This is a genomic window from Pseudomonas sp. SJZ131, from assembly GCF_007828705.1.
Taxonomy (GTDB): Bacteria; Pseudomonadota; Gammaproteobacteria; order Pseudomonadales; family Pseudomonadaceae; genus Aquipseudomonas; species Aquipseudomonas prosekii.
In genome coordinates this window covers 239952-265436 of the sequence record NZ_VIVC01000005.1, presented here as the reverse complement: position 1 = coordinate 265436, position 25485 = coordinate 239952, and the positions used below count along the sequence as shown (strand labels likewise).

Sequence of the window (25485 nt, the reverse complement as noted above, 5' to 3'; positions counted from 1 at the left end):
CGACTGAAGAGCCGAACGAATTTAAGGATTTATAGTGAGCAAGTCTCTGCAAGCCATTCGTGGCATGAACGACATCCTGCCCGAGCAGACGCCGCTGTGGCGTCATTTCGAGGGCACCGTCTCGCGTCTGCTGGATAACTACGGTTACAAGCAGATCCGCATGCCGATCGTCGAGTTCACCGAGCTGTTCAAGCGCTCCATCGGTGAAGTGACCGACATCGTCGAAAAAGAGATGTACACCTTCGACGACCGCAACGGCGATTCGCTGACCCTGCGCCCTGAAGGCACGGCGGCCTGCGTGCGTGCGGTGCTCGAACACGGCATCACCGGCGGTGGCCAAGTGCAGAAGCTTTGGTACATCGGCCCGATGTTCCGCCACGAACGTCCGCAGAAAGGCCGTTACCGCCAGTTTCACCAGATCGGCGTCGAAGTGTTCAACCTCGACGGTCCGGACATTGACGCCGAGCTGATCATCCTGACCTGGCGCCTGTGGGGCGAGCTGGGTATCCGTGATGCGGTCAAGCTTGAGCTCAACAGCCTGGGCACCAGCGAGTCGCGCGGTCTTTATCGCGAAGCGCTGGTCGAGTTCCTGTCCGCGCACCTGGACAAGCTCGACGAAGACAGCCAGCGTCGTCTGAAGACCAATCCACTGCGCGTGCTCGACACCAAGAATGCCGATACTCAGGCGATTCTGGTCGATGCGCCGAAAATGGCCGACTACCTCGACGACGAATCCCGTGTGCATTTCGAGGGCCTCAAGGCGCGCCTCGATGCGGCCGGCGTACCTTTCGTGATCAACCCGAAGCTGGTTCGCGGGCTCGATTACTACAGCAAGACCGTTTTCGAATGGGTGACCGACAAGTTGGGCGCTCAGGGCACCGTGTGTGCCGGTGGTCGTTACGACGGTCTGGTCGAGCAGATGGGCGGCAAGCCGACTCCGGGCGTTGGTTTCGCCATGGGCATCGAGCGTCTGGTGCTGCTGCTGGAAACACTTGAACAGATCCCGCAAGAAATCTCGCGTCAGGTCGACGTCTACCTCTGCGCCTTCGGTGAAGCCGCCGAGCTGGCCGGATTGGCCCTGAGTGAACGCGTTCGTGACCAATTGCCCAACCTGCGCCTGCAAGTCAATGCCGGCGCCGGCAGTTTCAAAAGCCAGTTCAAGAAAGCCGACAAGAGCGGTGCGTTGTATGCGCTGATCCTCGGTGACGACGAGATGGCCCAGCAAGTGGTAGGTTTCAAACCCTTGCGTGGCCAGGGCGAACAACAAAGCATTGCCTGGGATGCGCTCGCTGCACACCTGGCCACCTGCGTCGTGCAGGGTTGAAGCTGTCAAACAGCCGATTTAGCGATTAAGGAGTATTGGGGTGTCGAGTAACGAAGACGAACAACTGGCGGATTTGAAGGACTGGTGGACACGCAACGGCAAGCCCCTGGTCACTGGCGGCCTGTTGGCGCTGGTCATCGTGTTCGGCTGGCAGGCCTGGCACAAATATCAGGGCAACCAGTCGCAAGGCGCCTCGATTCTCTATCAGCAACTGCTGGAAACCACGCTGACGCCTGACGGCAAGCCTGATGCGGCGCGGGTTTCGGACCTGGCTGGCAAGCTCAACAGCGAGTACGGCGGTTCTGCCTACGCGCAATACGGCAGCCTGTTCGTGGCCAAAGTTGCGGTCGACAGCGGCAAGCTGGATGACGCCGCTACCGAGCTGAAAGCGGTCCACGACAAACCGGCCAACCCGGCGCTGGGCGAAATCGCCCGTCAGCGTCTGGCACAAGTGCTGGCTGCGCAGAACAAGGTCGAAGAGGCCCTGAAACTGCTTGAAGGCGATGCCGACAAGTCGTTCCTGGCCACTCGCGAAGAACTCAAGGGCGACCTGCTGGTGCAGTTGGGTCGTACTGATGAAGCCAACGCGGCGTATCAAAAAGCCAAGGCAGCACTGTCGGATGAAGCGGCAGTCGGCGGCCTCCAAATCAAGCTGGACGACCTGGCCAAAGGGGATGCGTGACGTGATCCGTTGGAAACATGCAGCATTGCTGGCTCTGGCCATTTTGGCCGCGGGTTGCAGCAGCAACAGCAAAAAAGAATTGCCGCCGGCTGAGCTGGTCGACTTCAAAGAAGAAGTGGTCCTGCAAAAGCAATGGAGTCGTTCGATCGGTGACGGTCAGGGCGAAACCTACAACATGCTGGTTCCGGCAATCGAAGGCGATTCCATCTACGCGGCCGACGTTACTGGCGTCGTCATGGCGATGGATCGCAGCACCGGCAACGTGAAGTGGGAACAGGATCTTGATCTGCCTGTTTCCGGCGCCGTGGGTGTGGGTTACGGTCTGGTCATGATCGGCACGCTCAAGGGTGAAATCGTCGCCCTGGATTCCAGCAGCGGTGAAGAGAAATGGCGCGCTCGCGTGTCCAGCGAAGTGCTCGCACCGCCGGCCAACAACGGTGACGTTGTGGTGATCCAGACTCAGGACGATCGCCTGATCGGCCTGGACGCGGCGACCGGTACTCAGCGCTGGTTGTATGACAGCACGCCGGCCGTCCTGACATTGCGCGGCACCAGTGCGCCAATCGTCACCAACCGCCTCGCGGTGGCTGGCCTGTCGACCGGTAAAGTGGTTGCTCTCGATATTTCCAACGGCGTGCCGGTGTGGGAACAACGTGTAGCAATTCCACAAGGTCGCTCGGAACTGGAGCGCGTAGTCGATATTGACGGCGGTTTGCTGTTGTCCGGCGAAACGCTGTACGTCGCCAGCTATCAGGGTCGCGTTGCGGCACTGGACCTGCAAAGCGGTCGTCAGCTGTGGCAGCGTGATGCTTCCAGCTACGCCGGTGTCGCCCAGGGTTTTGGCAGCGTCTACGTAAGCCTGTCTTCGGGCACCGTTGAAGGCGTCGACGAACGTTCCACCACAGCCTTGTGGAGCAACGATTCGCTGGCTCGCCGTCAACTGTCGGCTCCGGAAGTGTTCTCCAGCTACGTTGCAGTCGGCGACATGGAAGGCTACCTGCACCTGCTGAGCCAGGTGGACGGTCGCTTCGTCGGCCGCGAACGCATCGACAGCGACGGCCTGCGCGCTCGTCCGCTGGTGGTGGGTGACACGATTTATGTGTATGGCAACAGTGGCAAACTGGAAGCCCTGACCATCAAGTAACAACTATGCTTGGGGTTTAACCCCCAAGCGGCCTTGCTCTGCAAGGCTCGCAGCGCTTCCAAGCGTTGCCCCGAGCACCAGCCGCTGCCTCGCAGCGGCTTTTGTATTTTCTGAAATAACGAAGTGGAGAGCCGCATGGTTCCCGTAATCGCCCTGGTGGGCCGACCGAACGTCGGCAAGTCCACCTTGTTCAACCGCCTGACCAGGACTCGCGACGCCATCGTCGGCGACTTGTCCGGTCTGACCCGTGATCGCCAATACGGTGAGGCCAAGTGGCAAGGGCGTTCCTACATTCTGGTCGACACCGGCGGTATCTCCGGTGACGAGCACGGTATGGACGAAAAAATGGCCGAGCAGTCGCTGCTGGCCATTGAAGAAGCGGATGTCGTTCTGTTCCTGGTAGATGCCAAGGCCGGTTTCACCGCCGCCGACCAGATGATCGCCGAGCATTTGCGCAAACGTAACAAGCGTTCCTACGTGGTTGCCAACAAGGTCGACAACATCGACCCGGAAATGGCCCGCGCCGAGTTCGCCCCGTTGGGCATGGGCCACGCGATCCCGATCGCCGGCGCCCACGGTCGTGGCATCACGCAGATGCTGGAAATCGCCCTGAGCGACTTCCCGAAAGACGCTGACGAGTTGGAAGAAGGCGAGGAAGAGATCGTTGCCGAAGGCGAGGAAGCCAAGCGCATTCCTGGCCCTAGCGAAAAAGACGGGATCAAGATCGCCATCATCGGCCGGCCGAACGTCGGCAAGTCGACCCTGGTCAACCGCATGCTCGGTGAAGACCGGGTCATCGTCTATGACGAGCCCGGCACCACCCGCGACAGCATCTACATCCCGTTCGAGCGTAACGACGAGAAGTACACGCTGATCGACACCGCTGGTGTGCGCAAGCGCGGCAAGATCCACGAAGAAGTCGAAAAATTCTCCGTGGTCAAAACCCTGCAGGCGATCAAAGACGCCAACGTGGTGATCTTCGTGATGGACGCCCGCGAAGGCGTGGTCGATCACGACCTCAACCTGCTGGGCTTCGCCATTGAGTCGGGTCGTGCGCTGGTGATCGCGATCAACAAGTGGGACGGCATGACGCCGAGCGAGCGCGAGTTCGTCAAGGTTGAACTGCAACGTCGCCTGTTCTTCGTCGACTACGCCGACATCCACTTCATCTCGGCGCTGCACGGCACGGGCGTGGGTAACCTCTACGCCTCGGTACAGAACTCGTTCAAGTCCGCGGTTACCCGCTGGCCAACCAACCGCCTGACCACGATCCTCGAAGATGCGGTCAGCGAGCACGCGCCGCCGATGGTCAACAACCGCCGGATCAAGCTGCGTTATGCCCACTTGGGTGGTGCCAACCCGCCGATCATCGTGATCCACGGTAACCAGATCGAGAAGGTGCCGAAGTCTTACGTGCGTTATCTGGAAAACACTTACCGTCGTGTCTTGAAGCTGGTCGGGACGCCGATCCGCATCGAGTTCAAGGGCGGCGAGAACCCGTACGAAGGCAACAAGACCTCGCTCACCGACCGCCAGGTCAACAAGAAGCGCCGCATGATGTCGCACCACAAGAAAGCCGACAAAAAGCGCCGCGACAAGCGATAAAGGCAGCTGCGAGCCGTAAGCCTCAAGCTGCGAGTAACAACGGAAAGGGCCCTGATCAGGGCCCTTTTTTGCGTCTGAGGGTTTGCTGCTTGAGGTCTTGCTGCTTGACCTCTTGCCGCTTGCGGCTTGAAACTTGCGGCTCACCTGCAAGGGGCTACCGATGATCACCAGTAAGCTGCCGAATGTCGGCATCACTATCTTCACGCAGATGTCTCAGCTTGCGGCGCAGACTGGGGCGATCAACCTGTCTCAGGGTTTTCCCGATTTCGATGCCCCGCAAGCCCTGTGCGATGCGGTCGGCCAGCACATCGCCAAGGGCCACAACCAATATTCGCCCATGACCGGCCTGCCGGTGTTGCGCCAGCAAGTGGCGGCGAAAATCGCTCGCAGCTATGGCGTCAATGTCGATGCTGATGACGAAGTGACCATCACCCCCGGCGCCACCCAGGCGATCTTCTGCGCGATTCAGGCGGTTATCCAGCCCGGCGACGAAGTCATCGTTTTTGATCCGTGCTACGACAGCTACGAACCCTCGGTGGAACTGGCCGGCGGTCGTTGCGTGCATGTGCAACTGGGGCTGAACGATTTCTCCATCGATTTCCAGAAACTCACCGACGCAATCACCCCGCGCACGCGGATGATCGTGCTGAACACCCCGCACAACCCTAGCGGCGCGCTGATCAGCCGCGCAGAGCTGGATCAACTGGCGGCACTGATCCGTGATCGCGACATTTACCTGGTCAGCGACGAAGTCTACGAACACCTGGTGTTCGACGGCGTGGCGCATGTCAGCGTGCTCAATCACCCAGAGCTGTATCAGCGCGCTTTCGTCATCAGTTCGTTCGGCAAGACCTACCACGTTACGGGTTGGAAGACCGGTTACGTGGTCGCGCCACCGGCCCTCACCGCCGAGCTGCGCAAGGTTCACCAATACGTAAGTTTCTGCTGCGTGACGCCGCTGCAGTTTGCGTTGGCCGACTTTATGGCCGAGCACCCGGAGCACGTCGAAGAGCTGCCGGGTTTCTATCAGGCCAAGCGCGATTTGTTCTGTGATCTGCTGGCGCCGTCGCGTTTCAGTTTCAATCGCGTGGCCGGCACCTACTTCCAGTTGGTCGATTATTCGCAGATTCGCCCCGACCTTAACGACGTCGATATGGCGCTGTGGATGACCCGCGAACACGGCGTGGCCAGCATTCCCATCTCGGTGTTCTACCAGACGCCACCCGAAGGCCAGCGCCTGGTGCGCCTGTGCTTCGCCAAACGCGAGGAGACCCTGCGTGAAGCAGCGGAAAAACTATGCGTGATTTGACTGCGCTGCCCAACCTGAACATAGCGCTGATCCAGACCACTCTGGCCTGGCACGACCGCCTGGCTAATCTGGAGCATTTCGAGCAGTTGCTGGAACAGGCTCGCGGCGCTGACCTGATCATCCTTCCGGAGATGTTCACCACCGGGTTTTCGATGGAATCCGAGACGCTGGCCGAGGCCGAGCACGGCCCGACCAGCAAATGGCTGCGCGCGCAAGCGGCGAAGTATGACGCGGTGATCACCGGCAGCATCATCGTCCAAGCGGCCGATGGCAGTCACCGCAACCGCCTGCTGTGGGCGCGGCCGGACGGCGAAGTGCTGCATTACGATAAACGCCACCTGTTTCGCATGGCCGGCGAGCACAACCACTACACCCCCGGCGAGCGCCAGGTGCAGTTCGAGCTCAAGGGCTGGCGCATTCGGCCGCTGATTTGTTACGACTTGCGTTTCCCGGTTTGGAGCCGTGATGCGCAGGACACTGATTTGCTGCTGTACACGGCGAATTGGCCGGGCGCGCGACGCTTGCACTGGAACCGTTTGCTGCCGGCGCGGGCGATTGAAAACCTGTGTTATGTGGCGGCGGTGAACCGGATCGGCACGGACGGCAAGGGCTTTGCCTACACCGGCGACAGTCAGGTGCTGGATTTCCAGGGCGAAACTTTGCTCAGCGCGGGGGAGGCGGATGGGGTGTTTCACGCCGTGCTGAATGCTGCCGACCTGCAAGCGTACCGGACCCGATTCCCGGCGAATCTGGATGCCGATACGTTTGAGTTCACCTGAGATCGTCGCTGGCTGACCTGCCGCTATCGCGAGCAAGCTCGCTCCCACATTTGATCAATGTGAATACAAGTTGGATGTACACCCAGATTCACTGTGGGAGCGAGCTTGCTCGCGATAGCGGACTTGCGATCTACGCATAAACATCAGGCAAACAAAAAAGGCCCCAAGGTTCGCACCTTGGGGCCTTTTGCATTGCAGCGAAGACTTACGCCGCTTTCGCTTCCGGTTGGCTCAGCGAGCGGTTGAGCGCGCTGAACAGGGCCTTGAAGCTCGCCGTGGTGATGTTCTCATCGATGCCGACGCCGTGCACCGCACGCTGACCATCAACCCGCAGTTCGATGTAGGCCGCAGCCTTGGCGTTGGTGCCCGCGCCGATTGCGTGTTCGTTGTAGTCCATGATTTCCACCGGAATCGGCAGGCCGGCCACCAGCGCTTCGAGTGCGCCGTTGCCCTTGCCGCGCCAGTGCAGGTTGGTTTCGCCCTGGCCCTTGCCCGAGACTTCGACTTCCACCGCACTGTTGCCGTTCTCTTCCTGCAAGCGATGGCTGACCAGTGCGTAAGGCGTATTCGCCTGCAAGTACTCGCTGTGCAGCAACGCGTGGATCTGCTGCGCCGTCATCTCCAGACCGAGGCGATCAGTTTCACGCTGCACCACTTGGCTGAATTCGATCTGCATGCGGCGCGGCAAGCTGATGCCGTATTCCTGCTCCAGCAGATAGGCGATCCCGCCCTTGCCCGACTGGCTATTGACGCGGATCACCGCCTCGTAGCTGCGGCCAATGTCGGCCGGGTCGATCGGCAAGTACGGCACTTCCCACAAGGTGTCCGGTTTCTGCTGCGAGAAACCCTTGCGGATAGCGTCCTGGTGCGAGCCGGAGAACGCGGTGTGAACCAGGTCGCCGACGTATGGGTGACGCGGGTGCACCTGAATCTGGTTGCACTCTTCGACGACTTTGCGCACGCCGTCGATGTCGGAGAAATCCAGCTCCGGGTGGATGCCCTGGGTGTAGAGGTTCAGCGCGACGGTGACCAGATCGACGTTACCGGTGCGCTCGCCGTTGCCGAACAGGCAACCTTCGACACGGTCGGCGCCGGCCATCAGGCCCAGCTCGGTGGCGGCCACGCCAGTGCCACGGTCGTTGTGGGTGTGCAGGCTGATGATCACGCTGTCGCGACGGTTGATGTGACGGCCGAACCATTCAATCTGGTCGGCGTAAATGTTCGGGGTGGCGCATTCGACGGTGGCCGGCAGGTTGAGGATCACCTTGTGCTCAGGCGTCGGGTTCCAGACTTCAATCACCGCGTCGCACACTTCTTTGGCGAACTCGAGTTCGGTGGCGCTGAAGGTTTCTGGCGAGTATTCGAACGTCCACTCGGTGTCCGGTTGCTGCGCGGCGTATTTGACGAACAGCTTGGCCGCGTTGACCGCGATCGCCTTGATCCCGTCCTTATCCTGATTGAAGACAATGCGGCGGAAGGAAGGGGAGGTCGCGTTGTACAAGTGCACGATGGCTTTCTTGGCGCCGCGCAACGATTCGAAAGTGCGCTCGATCAAATCTTCACGACCCTGGGTCAGCACCTGAATGGTGGTGTCGTCCGGGATGTGGCCGTCTTCGATCAGGGTGCGCACGAAGTCGAAGTCGGTTTGCGAAGCTGCCGGGAACGACGCTTCGATTTCTTTCACGCCGACCTGCACCAGGGTTTTCCAGAAGCGCAGCTTTTTCACCGCGTCCATCGGCTCGATCAGCGATTGGTTGCCGTCACGCAGGTCCGAGCTGCACCAGATCGGCGCGGCGGTGATGGTTTTCGATGGCCAGGTACGGTCCGGGATATCGATGGTCGGGAACGCGCGGTACTTCGAAGACGGGTCTTTGAGCATGCTCATCGGGAAATCCTTATTTTTGGTGTGGGCCGAAAAGAGGCGGCCTGCCGGTGGATCAAAAGTGTCTGGGAAAACGTGTAAGGCGAGGCACCGCAATTCAGCCCGATAGTCGTGCACTGACAAGGCACAGACTACGGTGCTGGCGAAGCTGAATAAGGGTGTGAGAGATTTTCATGCCCTCAACCCTAACCGCCGGGATTGAGGATGGCAAGCAGTCGAAAAAAATTGAGAGGAATAGTCGAAAAGGTTGGTTCTGCGAGATTGTGTGCTGGTTATGCTCACTATTTATCAATCAGATTGCGCAGTCTATTCCTGGTGCGCAATTCCTGTGGGAGCATGGCTTGCCCGCGATGAACGGTGACGCAACGCAGCATTCAGACCGGGTAACGGCCATCGCGAGCAAGCTTTGCTCCTACGGATCGAGTCAGGGCTGGAACGCGCCAATGAATATCGCCGGATCCACCCGCGCATCATTCAGGCTGATGTTCCAGTGCATATGCGGCCCGGTCGCGCGGCCCGTCGAGCCAACCTTGCCGACCACACCACCACGCGCCAGCTGCTGGCCAACCTTCACGTCAATCTTCGACATGTGGCAAAACATGCTGATAAAACCTTGCCCGTGGTCGACAAATACCGTGTTGCCATTAAAGAAGTAGTTACCAATCAAAATCACCTTGCCCGCCGCCGGGGTCTTGATCGGCGTTCCGGCCGGCACCGCGAAGTCGAGGCCCGCGTGCGGATTGCGCTCCTCGCCATTAAAGAAGCGGCGCACGCCGAACTTGCTCGACAGCGGTCCGTTGACTGGTTTGTCCAGCAGCAGATTGCTCGGGGTATTCGGGCTGAAACTGCGATATGCCTGAACCTGCTCGGCCAGTTCGCCCTCGATGCGCTTGAGGTTTGCCGGGTTCGGATTGACCTGCTGGGTGTTCTTCAACGTGATGCGTTGTTCCGGGTATTTCTTGTTGCCGACAGTAAAACTCAACTCGCGGCCAGCGCTGCTGATTTGCTGAGTGCCCGGTTTGACCGTCAGCGGCACGCCGACAATCGCCAGCCAATTGTTCTGTTCCTTGACCACAAGCACCGGTTTGCCCTGATACGTGGCTTTCGGCGCCTGGGCGGCGGCGCCCAGATCCACCACCGCAACGCCGCCCGGCACCGGTTTGTTCAGCAGCCGAGTGATGTAACTGTCGGCGTGCGCGTTGACGGTCACGCACAGCAGCGGGCCCAGCAATAACAGTGAAGCGAGAAAACGCGGCATGGGTCAATCCAGTAGAGAAAGGGTGACAGGCGTCAGGTGATTATCTTCGACGCGCACTTGCAGTTCGCCCTCGCCGAGCCGTGCGTTGAGGCGCTGGCCGGGATGAGTCTGGGCGGCATTGCGAATCGCGTGGCCGCGCTCGTCGAGCAAAATACTGTAGCCACGGCCGAGGGTCGCCAACGGGCTGACCACGTGCAGCGTCTGCATTTGGCTTTGCAGTTGCAGACGACGGCCTTTGAGCCCGTCGCGCATGGCACGCGGCAAACGTTCGGCGAGGATGTCGAGGCGCTGGCGGAGCATCGCCAATTGGCGTCCGGGATGTTGCCCGGCGAGACGGGTTTCGAGACGAATCAAGCGTTCGCGCCGGGTATTGAGGCTGCGTTCGAAAGCGCGGCGCATGCGCATGTCCAGGTCGTCCAGGCGTTGCGCTTGCTGACGCAGGCGTTCGCCGGGATGCCGCAAACGGCGCGCCATGCCTTCCAGGCGCAAGCGATCACGCATCAATCGGTCTTGGATGCGCATGACCAAACGCCGATGCAGGCTTTCGACGCGGCGCACCAGATCGTTGGAATCCGGGGCCAGCAGTTCGGCGGCGGCAGAAGGCGTTGGCGCGCGCACGTCGGCCACGAAGTCGCTGATCGACACATCGGTTTCATGCCCGACCGCGCTGACAATCGGCGTCACACACGCATCCACGGCGCGGGCCACGGCTTCTTCGTTGAAACACCAAAGGTCTTCCAGCGAGCCGCCGCCACGCGCCAGAATCAGTGCGTCGAACCCTCGCGCATCGGCCAGTTTCAGCGCGCGGACAATCTGCGCGGTGGCTTCGCGACCTTGCACGGCGGTCGGGATCAGCGTCAGTTGCACCTGCGGCGCGCGGCGGCGGAACACGCTGATGATGTCGCGAATCACCGCGCCGGTCGGCGAACTGATGATGCCGATGCGTTGCGGATGCGCCGGCAGCGGCACTTTGCGTTCGGCGCTGAACAGGCCTTCGGCGCTGAGTTTTTCTTTCAGCGCATCGAAGGCCAGGCGCAAGGCGCCATCACCGGCCGGTTCGACGGTATCGAGGATCAGTTGATAGTCGCCACGGCCCTCGAACAACGAAACCTTGCCGCGCACCTTGACCGCCAAACCGTCCTTCAGCGCCTGGCGAACCCGTGCGGCGTTCTGCCGGAACAGCGCGCAACGCACTTGGGCGCCGCTGTCCTTGAGGGTGAAATACACGTGGCCGGACGCCGGGCGGGCGAGGTTGGAGATTTCGCCTTCGACCCAGATGTTGCTGAACACGTCTTCCAGCAACACCCGCGCGCGGCCGTTGAGCTGGCTGACAGTCAGGACTTCACGGTCCAGGCCGAGTCTTGCAAAGGGATCTTTAATCATGGGGCGCAGTTTAAAGGCATTCTCCAACCGAATGCACGATCCCAGGTAGGAGTGAGCCTGCTCGCGATGGTGTTTCAGCTACATTGTGGTCGACTGACACACCATCGCGAGCAGGCTCACTCCTACAGGGGTAGAGTTCGCTCCGGGAATCATGGATGACGGGGGGTGAATGTGTTTGAACTGATGAATCAATGGCCATTCGGCATGGTGGACTGGGTTGTGATCGGGATGGCCATCGTCCTGGCCTACATCGTGTTCGGCGTCGCCGGGTTTGGGACGGCGCTGGTGGCGGGGCCGATCCTGATTTTGTTCATGCCGCTGTCGAAGATCGTTCCGTTGCTGGTGTTGCTGGATTTTGTCGCGGCATTTGGCAATTTGTTGCCGTCGCGGCGCGATGTGTCGAAGCCCGAGTTGCTGCGGCTGCTGCCGTGTATGGCGGTGGGTTGCACGTTGGGGGTGATCTTTCTGCTGAACCTGCATTCCGAGCTGTTGCTGCTGTTGATGGGCCTGTTTATCAGCGCTTATGCGATTTACAGCCTGTGGGTAAAATCCCGGCCAACACAATTGTCCGCCGCGTGGGCGCTGCCGATGGGCACGGTGGGCGGGATGTTTGGTGCGCTGTTCGGCAGCGGCGGCTTTTTATATGCGATCTATCTGAACAGCCGCTTGCCCAAAGACGCGGCGCGGGCGACGCAAAGTGCGCTGATCAGTTGCAGCACGGTGGTCCGTTTGAGCCTGTTCGTCATCGCCGGTGTCTACGCCGAGCTACCCTTGTTGATGCTGGCCGCGTGTTTGTTGCCGGCCATGGCGTTGGGTTTGTGGCTGGGGCGGCGACTGGTGATGAAGTTGTCCCGCGAAGCGTTTGTGCGGCTGGTGACCTGGCTGGTGCTGGCCAGCGGGATTGCCTTGATCGTGCGGTATTTGAGTACTTGACCTGAGTGTCTCAGGGATTAAGCTGCCGACCGTTCTGACGTCTTCGCGGGCAAGCCTTGCTCCTGCAAGGATCTGCGCGAAACCTGTAGGAGCGAGGCTTGCCCGCGAAAGCGCCACCCGCCACGCCGCAAAACTCCCCATTTGACGCAGTAGGCTTGCAGCATGAATTCCCAAAGCATCATCGTCCCGAAAATCTCCACTTTGCCGGTGCACGAACCCCGCGCCCGGGCGATCGTGCGGTGGCTGGTGCGCAAGAACATCGTCAAGGAAGAACTGAGCACCTGCGGGCGCACCGGCAATCGCATGGGTTACGCCCTCGCGGACGGCGCGCGGGCGGTGGTCCTGCACCCGGAAGCGTTGCCGTTCGGTGAGGCCATCAATGGTTTGGAAATCATCACCAAGCGCTGCATCTATACCCCGGCCAAGGGGTTTCTCGGCGAAGCGGGCTGCGCCGAGTGCCGCAAGGAAGTCGGCGAAGCACTGTTCGAGAGCCTGGAAGAGTGGATGCCCGGCCGCACCGACAACTTCACCTGCCCGGAATGCGGGCATGAAGACGACATCAACGGATTTCTGTTCCTGCAGGAATGCGGTTTCTCCAACCTCGGGTTCATCTTCAATAACTGGGCGGAGGCGGGGTTCAAGCAGAGCTTTATCGATGAGTTCGCCGATTGGCTGGATCAGCCCGTGAGCCTGGTCAAAGTCGAGTTGTAATCGAACCCAAACCCGTAGGAGCGAGGCTTGCCCGCGAAGCTTTTGGCGTCAGCGAGAACGCCTTCGCGGGCAAGCCTCGCTCCTACAGGGATTTTCGTCGCAAATACCCCGTCGATCACTGCTTCGATAATAGGCAGAGTTTTACATTGAACCCGAGGGGGTGTCTGACTATAATGGCGCGCTTCCATTTTCCCGCTCGGGAGCCCCCGCGATGCTGCGTATCAGCCAAGAAGCTCTGACATTCGACGACATTCTCCTAGTGCCCGGTTATTCCGAGGTGCTTCCTAACGAAGTCAGTCTCAAGACCCGCCTAACCCGTGGCATCGAGCTGAATATTCCTCTGGTTTCTGCCGCAATGGACACCGTTACTGAAGCCCGATTGGCAATCGCCATGGCTCAGGAAGGTGGCATCGGCATCATCCACAAGAACATGACCATCGAGCAGCAAGCTGCCGAAGTGCGCAAGGTCAAGCGTTACGAAGCCGGCGTGGTCAAGGACCCGATCACCATCGAGGCTGACGCTTCGGTTCGTGAACTGTTCGAACTGACCCGCATGCACAACATCTCCGGCGTTCCGGTACTGCACGATGGCGACCTGGTCGGCATCGTCACTTCCCGTGACGTGCGTTTCGAAAACCGCATGGACGTCAGCGTCCGTGAAGTGATGACGCCTAAAGAGCGTCTGGTCACGGTCAAGGAAGGCGCCGACAAAAACGACGTCCGTGAGTTGCTGCACAAACACCGCATCGAACGCGTGCTGATCGTCGACGACAAATTCGCCCTCAAAGGCATGATGACCGTCAACGACATCGAAAAAGCCAAGGCTTACCCGCTGGCCAGCAAGGACGATCAAGGTCGTCTGCGCGTTGGCGCTGCGGTCGGCACCGGTAAAGACACCGGTGATCGTGTCGCCGCCCTGGTCCATGCCGGCGTGGACGTGGTGGTGGTCGACACCGCACACGGTCACTCCAAAGGCGTGATCGACCGCGTTCGCTGGGTCAAACAGAATTTCCCTGATGTGCAGGTTATCGGCGGCAACATTGCCACCGGCGCTGCCGCCAAGGCACTGGCCGAAGCGGGCGCCGACGCGGTCAAAGTCGGTATCGGCCCAGGCTCGATCTGCACCACGCGCATCGTCGCTGGTGTCGGCGTGCCGCAAATCAGCGCCATCGCCAACGTCGCCGCCGCCCTTGAAGGCACCGGCGTGCCGTTGATCGCCGACGGCGGCATCCGTTTCTCCGGTGACCTGTCCAAGGCCATCGTGGCCGGTGCTTCCTGCGTGATGATGGGCTCGATGTTCGCCGGTACTGAAGAAGCGCCGGGCGAGATCGAACTGTTCCAGGGTCGTTCGTACAAGGCTTATCGCGGCATGGGTTCGCTGGGCGCCATGTCCCAGGCTCAAGGTTCCTCCGACCGTTACTTCCAGGATTCTTCGGCAGGCGCCGAGAAGCTGGTCCCGGAAGGCATCGAAGGCCGCGTGCCGTACAAAGGCACCCTGAGCGCGATCATCCATCAACTGATGGGCGGCCTGCGTTCCTCGATGGGCTACACCGGCAGTGCCGACATCGAAGAAATGCGCACCAAGCCTGAATTCGTGCGGATCACCGGCGCTGGCATGGCCGAGTCCCACGTGCACGACGTACAAATCACCAAAGAAGCGCCAAACTACCGCGTAGGTTGAGGCTTCAAGCAAACGTTACATAACCGGGGCTGTTTTATTCAGCCCCGAGTTGTTTCTGAATCACGACTGTTTCTGAATTACTTAGACGAGACTGAATCATGGCCCTCGACATTCACGCTCACCGCATCCTGATCCTCGATTTCGGTTCCCAGTACACCCAGCTGATTGCCCGCCGTGTGCGCGAAATCGGCGTGTACTGCGAACTGCATCCGTTCGACATGGACGACGAAGCGATTCGCGAATTCGCACCGAAGGGGATCATCCTCGCCGGCGGCCCCGAGTCGGTACACGTTGCTGACAGCCCGCGCGCGCCGCAAGCGGTGTTCGACTTGGGCGTACCGGTTTTCGGTATCTGCTACGGCATGCAAACCATGGCTGAACAGCTGGGTGGCAAGGTCGAAGGCTCCGAGCTGCGTGAGTTCGGTTATGCCCGCGTAGACGTAGTCGGCAAGAGCCGCCTGCTCGACGGCATCGAAGACCACATCGACGCCGACGGCCTGTTCGGTCTCGACGTGTGGATGAGCCACGGTGACAAAGTCACCAAGATGCCGCAGCAATTCCACATCCTCGCCAGCACCCCGAGCTGCCCGATTGCCGGCATGTTCGACGACGCTCGCGGCTACTACGGCGTGCAGTTCCACCCGGAAGTGACCCACACCAAGCAGGGCGGCCGCATCCTGTCGCGCTTCATCCTCGACATCTGCGAGTGCGAAGCCCTGTGGACGCCGTCGAAGATCGCCGAAGATGCGATCGCCAACGTTCGCGCCCAGGTCGGCACCGACAACGTTCTGCTCGGCCTGTCCGGCGGCGTCGATTCGTCGGTAGTTGCCGCGCTCCTGCACAAAGCCATCGGCGATCAACTGACCTGCGTCTTCGTCGACAACGGCCTGCTGCGTCTGCACGAAGGCGAGCAAGTGATGGCCATGTTCGCCGAGAACATGGGCGTCAAAGTGATCCGCGCCAACGCTGAAGATCAGTTCCTGAACAACCTGGCTGGCGAAAGCGACCCAGAGAAGAAGCGCAAAATCATCGGCCGGACCTTCATCGACGTGTTTGATGCCCAGTCGAACAAACTGGACAACATCAAGTACCTCGCCCAAGGCACCATCTACCCGGACGTGATCGAGTCGGCTGGCGCCAAGAGCGGCAAGGCCCACGTGATCAAGTCGCACCACAACGTGGGCGGCCTGCCGGAAGAGATGAACCTGAAACTGGTAGAGCCGCTGCGCGAACTGTTCAAGGACGAAGTCCGTCGTCTGGGCCTGGAACTCGGCCTGCCGTACGACATGGTCTACCGTCACCCGTTCCCGGGCCCGGGCCTGGGCGTGCGCATCCTCGGTGAAGTGAAAAAGGAATACGCCGACCTGCTGCGTCGCGCTGACCACATCTTCATCGAAGAACTGCGCAAAGCCGACTGGTACCACAAAGTCAGCCAGGCCTTCGTAGTGTTCCAACCGGTGAAATCGGTTGGCGTGGTCGGCGATGGCCGCCGTTACGCCTGGGTCGTGGCCCTGCGTGCGGTAGAAACCATCGACTTCATGACCGCGCGTTGGGCACACCTGCCTTACGAACTGCTGGAAACCGTTTCCGGCCGCATCATCAATGAAATCGAAGGCATCTCGCGCGTGACTTATGACGTGTCGAGCAAGCCGCCGGCGACGATTGAGTGGGAGTGATCCCGATCTTCACTGATCGTCCGTAGCAGATGTTCGTAACGCTGTCCGCAACACCTGAAAGGCCCCGTGAATGCAAGTTCACGGGGCCTTTTGCGTTTCAGCGCCGCGCCACGTCCGAGAAGTAGAACTTATCCAACGTATGCCGCGATTCGGTGTATTCGAACTGCCGGCCATCCTGCAAAAACGTCTGGTTGCTGACCACGATCACATGGCTCTGGCCGTCGAGGTCGAGGTGTGTCTGGTCGTCTTTGCCGCGCGGCACGGCTTCGATGGTGCGCTGCGCGTAGGCGATTTGCAGTTGCAGGGTTTGTTCGATGAAGGCGTAAATCGAGTGCTCGGCGATGTCGCGGGTCAGGCCGGGGATCACGTCGCTGACGAAATGGTTGATGTCGAGGATCACCCGTTTGCCGTCGATCCGCCGCACGCGTTTGATCCGCGTGATCAGGCTGCCTGCTTCAGCCTGGATGTGTTCGAGCAACGCGCCTTCGAGCGGCATCTGCTCGAACCCGACCACTTCAGTACTGACGTCATTGCCCAATCGCGGGTAGGTTTCCTGAAAACTGACGATGCCGCCCAATTGAAATTCGATCGGGTTGGTCGACAGCACGAAGGTGCCTTTGCCGTGGACTTTCTGCGCGAAGCCGCGTTCCTGCAATTGCTCGATCGCCTTGCGCACGGTGCCGCGACTGGCCTGGTAGCTGTCCATCAACTCGGTTTCGGAAGGTAACCGCGCGCCACGTTCCAGACGTTCGGTGGTGATGCTGGCAAGCAGATCGGTGTAGATCTGGTTGTATTTACTCATGGGATGGCTCTATGCCGCGCTGTACTGAAGGTTTTGAACCTTAAGGGCAGGGTAGGAGTTTGTCCATGTGAGCTGAGGTTTCTTTGACTTTGCAGGTAGGAAGTTTCTACGGCGATCAAGCTCGACACATACTAAAACCAAACTCGTCTGTACGAGTTGTTGCATTAACTCGTACAGACGAGTACGTTTCGTATCGGCGTGCTGCCAATAACAAAAAACTACAGCGGAAGATCAAGCATGAGCCACGACTATCCGAATATCGCCAGCGAGCTGCTGCAAAGCCTCGGCGGCAGCGACAACCTCGAGCAGGCCGCGCATTGCGTGACGCGTTTGCGCCTGGCGCTCAAGGACCCGAGCCTGGTCAACAGTGCCACGCTGAACCAGATTGATCTGGTCAAGGGTTCGTTCTTCACCGGCGGCCTGTTCCAGGTGGTGATCGGCCCCGGTGAAGTGGAAAAGGTCTACGCCGAACTGCGTCGACAAACCGGTCTGGCAGCCTCGACGATTGCCGACGTCAAACAGAAGAGCGCGGACAAGATCAACCCCATGCAGCGGCTGGTGCGGGTGTTTTCCGACGTGTTCATGCCGATCCTGCCGGCGCTGATCGTCGCTGGCCTGCTGATGGGGTTCAACAACCTGATCGGCGCCAAAGGCATGTTCATCGAAGGTCAGACCTTGCTTGAGGCCTACCCCAACCTCGAGGGCGTCTGGAGCCTGATCAACCTGATGGCCAACACCTCGTTTGTGTTCCTCCCGGCGCTGGTCGGCTGGTCGGCGGCCAAGCGTTTTGGTGGCAGCGAAATCCTCGGCATCGTGCTCGGCTTGATGCTGGTTCACCCGGACCTGCTCAACGCCTGGAACTACGGCAAAGCGGTGGCCGGGCTCGACGGCCAGAGCCTGCCGTACTTCGATATATTCGGATTGTTTCAGATCGAGAAGGTCGGCTATCAGGGGCAGATCCTGCCGATCCTGCTGGCGGCCTACGTCATGAGCGTCATCGAGAAATGGCTGCGGGCGCGGGTGCCGAACGCGATTCAATTGCTGGTGGTGCCGATCACCACCATCGTCGTCACTGGCGTACTGGCGCTGGCGATCATTGGCCCGGTGACCCGGCATCTGGGGATTCTGATCACCGAAGGCGTGGTCACGCTGTTTGACTTGGCGCCGATGGTTGGCGGGATGATTTTCGGGTTGCTGTACGCCCCGCTGGTGATCACCGGCATGCACCACATGTTCCTCGCCGTCGACTTGCAGTTGATCTCGACGCAGGGCGGTACGTTCATCTGGCCGATGATCGTCATGTCCAACCTCGCTCAGGGCAGCGCGGCGCTGGCGGTGTTCTACATGACCCGCAATGCGCGCGATAAAAGCATGGCCTCGACCTCGGCGATTTCCGCTTATTTCGGCATCACCGAACCGGCAATGTTCGGCGTCAACCTGCGCTACAAGTTTCCGTTTTATGCCGCGCTGATCGGTTCGGCGATGGGCTGCATTTTCCTCTCGCTGAACAAGATTCAGGCTTCGGCGATTGGCGTCGGTGGTTTGCCCGGTTTCATCTCGATCATTCCGCAATTCATCCCGATGTTCGTGATCGGGATGATTATCGCCATGGTCGTGCCGTTTGTTCTGACGTGTGGGCTGAGCATCAAGATTGTTCGGCCGGGGTTTCGGGTCGCCTGATAGATCGCCTTCGCGGGCAAGCCTCGCTCCTACGGGAGTACGTAAAGGCCAATACACAACCGATTGAAGGAACTCAGCCATGCAAGACTGGCAACGTTCGGTGATCTACCAGATCTACCCGAAAAGCTTCCACAGCCACGCCGGCAACCCGACCGGGGATTTGCTCGGCGTCGTCGCCAAGCTCGATTACTTGCACTGGCTGGGCGTCGATTGCCTGTGGATCACGCCGTTCCTGCGTTCGCCGCAACGCGACAACGGTTACGACATCAGCGATTACTACGCCATCGACCCGAGCTACGGGAGCATGGCCGACTGCGAGTTGCTGATCGCCGAGGCTGGCAAGCGCGGGATCAAGTTGATGCTCGACATTGTGGTCAACCACACCTCCATCGAGCACGAATGGTTTCAGCAGGCACGCAGCAGTCTCGACAACCCTTATCGCGACTTCTATATCTGGCGCGACCAGCCGAACAACTGGGAATCCAAGTTCGGCGGTTCGGCGTGGGAATATGAAGCGCAGACCGGCCAGTACTTCCTGCACCTGTTCGACCACACCCAGGCTGACCTCAATTGGGACAACCCAAACGTGCGCGCCGAAGTGTTCAAAATGATGCGCTTCTGGCGCGACAAGGGCGTCGGCGGTTTCCGTCTCGATGTGATCAACCTGATCTCGAAGCCGGCAGATTTTCCCGAAGACAACAGCGACGGTCGACGCTTCTACACCGACGGCCCGAACGTCCACGATTACTTGCAGCAGATGCACCGCGAAGTGTTTGAAGGGCACGACCTGATCAATGTCGGCGAGATGTCTTCCACCAGCCTCGAACACTGCATTCGCTACTCGCGGCCGCAGTCGAAAGAGTTGTCGATGACCTTCAACTTCCATCACCTGAAAGTGGATTACCCGAACCTGCAAAAGTGGATCCGCGCCGACTTCGACTTCCTGCAACTCAAGCGCATTCTTTCCGATTGGCAAACCGGCATGCAGGCCGGTGGCGGCTGGAATGCGTTGTTCTGGTGTAACCACGATCAACCACGCGTGGTCTCGCGTTTTGGCCATGACGGCGAACATCGCGTGGTGTCGGCGAAGATGCTCGGCACGGCGCTGCACTTCCTGCAGGGCACGCCGTTTGTGTACCAGGGCGAAGAGTTGGGCATGACCAATCCGGGCTTCGATCACATCGATCAGTACCGCGATGTCGAGACGCTGAACATTCATCGTCTGCAACGCAGCGCCGGGGTCAGCGACGCCGACAACATGGCGGCGATCATGCAGAAATCGCGCGATAACGGACGGACGCCGATGCACTGGAATGCCGAGCCGAACGCCGGTTTCAGCGTTGCCGAACCGTGGATCAGCGTGCCGGCCAACGCCGCACAGATCAACGTCGCCAGTCAGCTCGATGACCCGGATTCGGTGCTGCATCACTACCGCCAACTGATTGCGTTGCGCCGCAGCGAAGCGCTGATTTCCGATGGCGTGTACCGCCAATTACTGCCCGACCACCCGCAAGTCTGGACGTATGTGCGTGAAGGTAACGGGGAGCGTTTGCTGGTGCTGAACAACTTCTACGGCACAACTTGTGAAGTTGAATTGCCGGAACAGGTCATCAGCCCCGCAATGACGCAGCGCTTGCTGATCAGCAACTACCCGGACAATCCGCCGCGAACCCGACAGGTATTTCTCCGGCCCTTTGAGTCGTTGGTACTGCACCTGACCGACCACTAAAACAGCCCTTAACAGCACCGTTTCAAAAACACGCAGAACACTGCGCGGGGGAGTTTTGCGCGCTGTTTTTGCTGCGACACACAATAAAAATAATGGAGCGACTCGTGAAAACAATAATAAATCGCAGCCTGGCAGCTGCAGGTGTGTGCCTTGCCTTACCGTTCTCGGCGCAAGCGCTGGAGTTCGGCGGTTACTTGCGCAGCGGCGTCGGCACATCGGTCAACAGCGGCAAACAACAGTGTTTCCAATTGCCCGGTGCGCAGACCAAATACCGTTTGGGCAACGAATGTGAACAGTACGGTGAACTTGAACTTCGTCAGGATTTGCGCACCTTTGACGACGGCTCGGTCCTCAGCGTCGACGGCATGGCGTCGTTGTATAACCAGTACGACAAAGACCTCACCTTTAATGGCAATAACGGCTCGGTGCGTTTGCCGCAGCTATACGCGCAATGGTCAAACATGCCGAGTTTGAACGGCGGTTCGTTGTGGGCCGGTCGGCGTTACTACAAGCGTAACGACATCCATATTTCCGACTTCTATTACTGGAACCAGAGCGCCACCGGCGGTGGTGTCGAAGATGTATTGATCGGCGATCTGAAATACAGCTACGCCTATTCGCGCAAGGACAACCTTTACCAAAAGGACTACATCAATCGGCATGACTTCAACGTCGGCGGCTTCAACACCAACCCCGGCGGTGAACTGGAATTGGGCCTCAGCTATATCGACAAACCCGACAGCCGCGACGCCCACCGTGGCTGGGCAGTTACCGCGCAACATGTGCAAAAGGGCTTTCTCGGCGGCAAGAACAAACTCGCCTTCCAGTACGGCGAAGGCCCCGGCACCGGATTGGGCTATACCGGTAACGTGAAGCTTGATGACAGCAACAAAAGTTATCGGGTGGTGGAGTTTTTCGACTGGCAAGTGACCCCGCGTTTTGGTGGGCAGATCGAAGCGGTTTATCAAAAAGACATTCGCCCGGACGGCAACGACCAGAACTGGTTATCCCTCGGCGTGCGGCCGGCCTACGCGCTCACCGATCAGTTCAAACTGGTGACCGAGTTGGGTCACGATCAGGTGCAGGCGCCGGGCGGTACGCGCAAGCTGAGCAAGTTCACGTTCGCGCCAACCTGGTCGCCCAAAGGCCCGGAATTCTGGGAACGCCCGGAGGTGCGTTTGTATTACACCTACGCGACGTGGAACCAGGCCGCCAAACGCGCGGCGAATCAATTGGCGGCGGGCTCGGCGTTGTCCGATACCGGCGCGTTCGGCACGGCTCGCCACGGCGCGAACGTCGGGATGCAGGTCGAGTATTGGTGGAAATAAACGCGTAATTCGCACAGCAATCGCAAGCGTCTTTCAAAGAACACAACAGCAGGTGACGTCATGGCAACACCCCAACCTTTGCAATTGCACGCGCCGCTGTCCGGCGTATTGATGCCGCTGGACCAGGTGCCGGATCCGGTGTTTTCCAGTCGGGTGATCGGCGACGGCGTGTGCATCGATCCGACTTCAAGCACCTTGTGCGCGCCAGTGGCCGGGGTTGTCAGCAATGTGCAGGCCAGCGGGCATGCGATCACTGTCACCGGGGAAAATGGCCTGCAGGTGTTGATGCACATCGGCCTCGACACGGTGAACCTCGCGGGCAAGGGTTTCACCCGTTTGGTCGAGGAGGGCGAGCAGGTTGACGTCGGTCAGTCGCTGATCGAATTCGACGCCGATTTTCTCGCACTGAATGCCCGCAGCCTGCTGACGTTGATAGTGGTGGTCAGCGGCGAGCCATTCACTTGGCTGGTGGCGGAAACGGGCGTGGTGGACAGCGGCCAGCCATTGTTGAGCCTGCAGACTGACGCGCCAACCACGGACGAATCGTTGTCGGGAGAAGGCGAGGCGCTGCTGTCCAAACCGATAACGCTGAGCAACCCCAATGGCTTGCACGCGCGTCCAGCGGCGGTGTTTGCGCAAGCGGCGAAACGGTTCGCCGCCAATGTGTTCCTGCATAAACAGCATGAGCGGGTGAACGCGAAATCGCTGGTAGCGATCATGACGTTGCAGACCGCGCACCGTGATGTCGTGCACGTCAGCGCGGCGGGTGCGGACGCCGAAGCGGCCATCAATATACTCAGCGAGTTGCTGATCAATGGCTGCGGCGAAGCCGGAGCGGGGCTGGCGCCGACGGTGTTGAACGCTACCGAAACTCAATCCTCGACAGTGCTGCGCGGCGTGTGCGCGTCGGCCGGTTCGGCGTTTGGCCAAGTGGTGCAGATCGCCGAGCCACCGCTGCCAGTCACCGAGCTCGGCGCCACGCCACAGGTTGAGCGCGATCACCTCGCGCGGGGCTTGGCCGAAGCGCTGGCGGACTTGCAGCAACTGCGCGACAACGCAGTGGGCGAGGCCCAGGCCGATATCTTCAAGGCGCATCAGGAATTGCTCGAAGACCCGAGCTTGCTGGAAGTGGCGCAGGTGCTGATCAACGAAGGCAAAAGCGCCGCTTTTGCCTGGCGCGCCGCCACCGAGTCCACCGCAAGCTTGTTCAAAAGCCTCGGCAACGCGCTGCTGGCCGAGCGCGCGGCAGACTTGGCGGACGTCGGCCAACGGGTGCTCAAGCGCATTCTGCGGGTCGAGGACCGCGTGTTGGCGTTGCCGGACGACGCGATCCTGATCGCCGAACAACTGACGCCGTCGCAGACTGCCGGGCTCGACACCCGCAAAGTGCTGGGGTTTGCCACGGTCGGCGGTGGCGCGACCAGCCACGTCGCGATCCTGGCGCGCGCCGCTGGTCTGCCGGCAATCTGCGGTTTGCCGCCGCAAGTGCTGGACCTGGCCGACGGCACCCAGGTGTTGCTCGACGCCGACAGGGGCGAATTGCACCTCGCCCCGGATCTGGCGGCCATCGAACAGCTGCAAGCCGACCGTCAGCAACAACAGAAACGCCAGCAACACGAATTGGCCAACGCTGCGCTCGCGGCGTGTACCCGCGACGGTCATCGCATCGAAGTGACGGCCAACGTCGCCTCGTTGAGCGAAACCGAGCAAGCGCTGACGCTGGGCGGCGAGGGCGTCGGGCTGCTGCGATCGGAGTTCCTGTACCTGGATCGCAATCACGCGCCGAGCCATGCCGAGCAAGCCTCCACTTACAGCGCCATCGCCCGCGCCTTGGGGCCGACGCGCAATCTGGTGGTGCGCACCCTGGACGTCGGCGGCGACAAACCGCTGGCCTACGTGCCGATGGCCGCCGAGAGCAATCCATTCCTCGGCATGCGCGGGATTCGCCTGTGCCTGGAGCGCCCGCAATTGCTGCGCGAGCAATTCAGGGCGATCCTCGCCAGCGCCGGTTTGAGCCGTTTGCACATCATGTTGCCGATGGTCACCCAGCTGTCGGAACTGCGATTCGCTCGGCAGTTGCTGGAGGAAGAAGCGCTGGCGCTGGGCCTCGCGGAGTTGCCGAAACTGGGGATCATGATCGAAGTGCCCGCAGCGGCTTTGATGGCGGATCTGTTTGCGCCGCACGTGGATTTCTTCTCGATCGGCACCAACGACCTGACCCAATACACCTTGGCCATGGACCGCGATCATCCGCGTCTGGCCAGTCAGGCCGACAGTTTTCATCCGTCGGTGCTGCGCTTGATCGCCAGCACCGTCACCGCTGCGCACGCGCACGGCAAGTGGGTCGGCGTGTGTGGTGCGCTGGCTTCGGAAACATTGGCGACGCCGCTGTTGCTGGGGCTCGGTGTGGATGAATTGTCGGTGAGCGTGCCGCTGATTCCGGCGGTAAAAGCGGCGGTGCGCGAGGTCAATCGGGTCGATTGCCAAACGCTTGCCCAGCAAGTACTGGGTCTGGAAAGCGCCGAGCAGGTGCGCGAAGCGTTGCGCGTGTACCACGCGGCGACGGTCGATACTTCACTGGTTCTGGAGAACTGAACATGTTCGAGAAAATGCAGCGGGCGTTCTGGAAAGCGCTGACGCCGGACCTGATAGCGGATGAGCCGAAGGTTGTGGCCCCGGTGATAATAGAGGGCTTGGCGCCGGCGATTGTCGCGGCGTTGGGTGGTGCGGATAACCTCAAATCGCAACAGCCGGTGGCGCTGACCCGAGTGCGGGTGGAGTTGCGCGATGTGGGGCAGATGGATCGGCAGGCGCTGGACGCGGCGGGTGTGGCGGGGGTGATGACACTGGATGACGGGGTGGTGCATTTGTTGATGGGATTGGTGGTTGCTGGGCGTTAGGTGGGCAGGGTCAAGAGCGACCCCTCACCCCAGCCCTCTCCCCAGAGGGGAGAGGGGGAAAGGGAGCAGATCTCCATGGTTTTCAGGTTCAGAGTCCGACATTAAATCGCGAAGACCAACCTGAGTTCGACTCGGTTTTTCAGGTTGATGTAGCTTCAGGATCAACTCGGTCAGTCCCCTCTCCCCAGAGGGGAGAGGGGGAAAGGGAGCAGATCTCCATGGTTTTCAGGTTCAGAGTTCGGCATTAAATCGCGAAGACCAACCTGAGTTCGCCTCGGTTTTTCAGGTCGATGTAGCTCCAGGATCAACTCTGTCAGTCCCCTCTACCCTCTGGGGAGAGGGAAAGGGAGCAGATCTCCATGGTTTTCAGGTTCAGAGTTCGGCATTAAATCGCGAAGACCAACCTGAGTTCGTCTCGGTTTTTCAGGTCGATGTAGCTCCAGGATCAACTCGGTCAGTCCCCTCTACCCAGAGGGGAGAGGGGGAAAGGGAGCAGATCTCCATGGTTTTCAGGTTCAGAGTTCGGCATTAAATCGCGAAGACAAACCTGAGTTTGGCTCGGTTTTTCAGGGCGTTGTAGCTTCAGGATCAACTCGGTCAGTCCCCTCTACCCAGAGGGGAGAGGGGGAAAGGGAGCAGATCTCCATGGTTTTCAGGTTCAGAGTTCGGCATTAAATCG

Annotated in this window: 19 protein-coding genes; 15 read left to right on the top strand and 4 right to left on the bottom strand. The window is 60.0% G+C overall.

Going from position 1 to position 25485, the window contains the following annotated elements:
• The first annotated feature begins 34 nt into the window (after positions 1-34).
• The 6 genes from hisS to FBY12_RS22085 all read left to right on the top strand — a co-directional run bounded on the left by hisS (position 35) and on the right by FBY12_RS22085 (position 6843).
• Positions 35-1324 (top strand): histidine--tRNA ligase, encoded by a 1290-nt coding sequence (gene hisS, locus FBY12_RS22110; protein WP_145255936.1) that lies wholly within the window; start codon positions 35-37, stop codon positions 1322-1324.
• 40 nt (positions 1325-1364) lie between these two features.
• Positions 1365-2006: a tetratricopeptide repeat protein gene (locus FBY12_RS22105; RefSeq protein ID WP_121734143.1), complete on the top strand. Its 642-nt coding sequence runs from the start codon at positions 1365-1367 to the stop codon at positions 2004-2006.
• Positions 1999-3150 carry an outer membrane protein assembly factor BamB gene (gene bamB / locus FBY12_RS22100; protein WP_092278467.1) on the top strand — a complete coding sequence of 384 codons (1152 nt, stop codon included), beginning with the start codon at positions 1999-2001 and terminating at the stop codon, positions 3148-3150. The genes FBY12_RS22105 and bamB overlap by 8 nt, the downstream gene beginning before the upstream one ends.
• Positions 3151-3285: 135 nt before the next feature.
• Complete coding sequence (gene der, locus FBY12_RS22095) at positions 3286-4755, top strand: ribosome biogenesis GTPase Der (RefSeq protein ID WP_101207872.1); 1470 nt, start codon at positions 3286-3288, stop codon at positions 4753-4755.
• Positions 4756-4915: 160 nt separating this feature from the next.
• Complete coding sequence (locus FBY12_RS22090) at positions 4916-6064, top strand: pyridoxal phosphate-dependent aminotransferase (protein ID WP_121734144.1); 1149 nt, start codon at positions 4916-4918, stop codon at positions 6062-6064.
• Positions 6052-6843, top strand: coding sequence for an amidohydrolase (locus FBY12_RS22085; protein WP_092278473.1), 792 nt, complete (start codon positions 6052-6054; stop codon positions 6841-6843). Before FBY12_RS22090 ends, FBY12_RS22085 begins: the two co-directional genes overlap by 13 nt.
• 205 nt (positions 6844-7048) lie before the next feature.
• Here FBY12_RS22085 and leuA read toward each other — a convergent pair whose 3' ends face one another.
• The 3 genes from leuA to xseA form a co-directional block, all read right to left on the bottom strand.
• Positions 7049-8728, bottom strand: a complete 1680-nt coding sequence (gene leuA, locus FBY12_RS22080) for a 2-isopropylmalate synthase (protein WP_092278475.1) — start codon at positions 8726-8728, stop codon at positions 7049-7051.
• Between the two features lie 421 nt (positions 8729-9149).
• Positions 9150-9983 (bottom strand): M23 family metallopeptidase, encoded by an 834-nt coding sequence (locus tag FBY12_RS22070; RefSeq protein WP_145255933.1) that lies wholly within the window; start codon positions 9981-9983, stop codon positions 9150-9152.
• A gap of 3 nt (positions 9984-9986) precedes the next feature.
• On the bottom strand, positions 9987-11366 hold the full coding sequence (gene xseA, locus FBY12_RS22065; protein ID WP_145255930.1) for an exodeoxyribonuclease VII large subunit: 1380 nt from the start codon (positions 11364-11366) through the stop codon (positions 9987-9989).
• Between the two features lie 165 nt (positions 11367-11531).
• Here xseA and FBY12_RS22060 point away from each other — a divergent pair, with 165 nt between their 5' ends.
• The 4 genes from FBY12_RS22060 to guaA all read left to right on the top strand — a co-directional run bounded on the left by FBY12_RS22060 (position 11532) and on the right by guaA (position 16367).
• Positions 11532-12299 carry a sulfite exporter TauE/SafE family protein gene (locus tag FBY12_RS22060; protein ID WP_145255927.1) on the top strand — a complete coding sequence of 256 codons (768 nt, stop codon included), beginning with the start codon at positions 11532-11534 and terminating at the stop codon, positions 12297-12299.
• Positions 12300-12461: 162 nt separating this feature from the next.
• Positions 12462-13010: a sugar ABC transporter ATPase gene (locus FBY12_RS22055; RefSeq protein ID WP_101207865.1), complete on the top strand. Its 549-nt coding sequence runs from the start codon at positions 12462-12464 to the stop codon at positions 13008-13010.
• Between the two features lie 211 nt (positions 13011-13221).
• Positions 13222-14691, top strand: a complete 1470-nt coding sequence (guaB, locus tag FBY12_RS22045) for an IMP dehydrogenase (RefSeq protein ID WP_121734152.1) — start codon at positions 13222-13224, stop codon at positions 14689-14691.
• A 98-nt stretch (positions 14692-14789) separates the two neighbouring features.
• Positions 14790-16367 (top strand): glutamine-hydrolyzing GMP synthase, encoded by a 1578-nt coding sequence (guaA, locus tag FBY12_RS22040; RefSeq protein WP_145255925.1) that lies wholly within the window; start codon positions 14790-14792, stop codon positions 16365-16367.
• 97 nt (positions 16368-16464) lie between these two features.
• Here the strand turns inward: guaA and treR are convergent, their stop codons facing one another.
• Entirely contained in the window at positions 16465-17169 is a 705-nt protein-coding gene (gene treR / locus FBY12_RS22035) for a trehalose operon repressor (protein WP_145255922.1), read from the bottom strand.
• Positions 17170-17406: 237 nt separating this feature from the next.
• Here treR and treP point away from each other — a divergent pair, with 237 nt between their 5' ends.
• The 5 genes from treP to FBY12_RS22010 all read left to right on the top strand — a co-directional run bounded on the left by treP (position 17407) and on the right by FBY12_RS22010 (position 24806).
• Positions 17407-18849 carry a PTS system trehalose-specific EIIBC component gene (gene treP / locus FBY12_RS22030; RefSeq protein WP_145255919.1) on the top strand — a complete coding sequence of 481 codons (1443 nt, stop codon included), beginning with the start codon at positions 17407-17409 and terminating at the stop codon, positions 18847-18849.
• A 79-nt stretch (positions 18850-18928) separates the two neighbouring features.
• Positions 18929-20578 (top strand): alpha,alpha-phosphotrehalase, encoded by a 1650-nt coding sequence (treC, locus tag FBY12_RS22025; RefSeq protein ID WP_145255917.1) that lies wholly within the window; start codon positions 18929-18931, stop codon positions 20576-20578.
• Positions 20579-20670: 92 nt separating this feature from the next.
• The gene (locus tag FBY12_RS22020; protein WP_371927514.1) at positions 20671-21906 is read left to right on the top strand and encodes a maltoporin; all 1236 of its coding nucleotides are present in this window, start codon (positions 20671-20673) and stop codon (positions 21904-21906) included.
• A 60-nt stretch (positions 21907-21966) separates the two neighbouring features.
• Positions 21967-24501, top strand: a complete 2535-nt coding sequence (gene ptsP, locus FBY12_RS22015; RefSeq protein ID WP_145255911.1) for a phosphoenolpyruvate--protein phosphotransferase — start codon at positions 21967-21969, stop codon at positions 24499-24501.
• A gap of 2 nt (positions 24502-24503) precedes the next feature.
• Entirely contained in the window at positions 24504-24806 is a 303-nt protein-coding gene (locus tag FBY12_RS22010) for a PTS transporter subunit EIIB (protein ID WP_145255908.1), read from the top strand.
• Positions 24807-25485 lie beyond the last annotated feature (679 nt).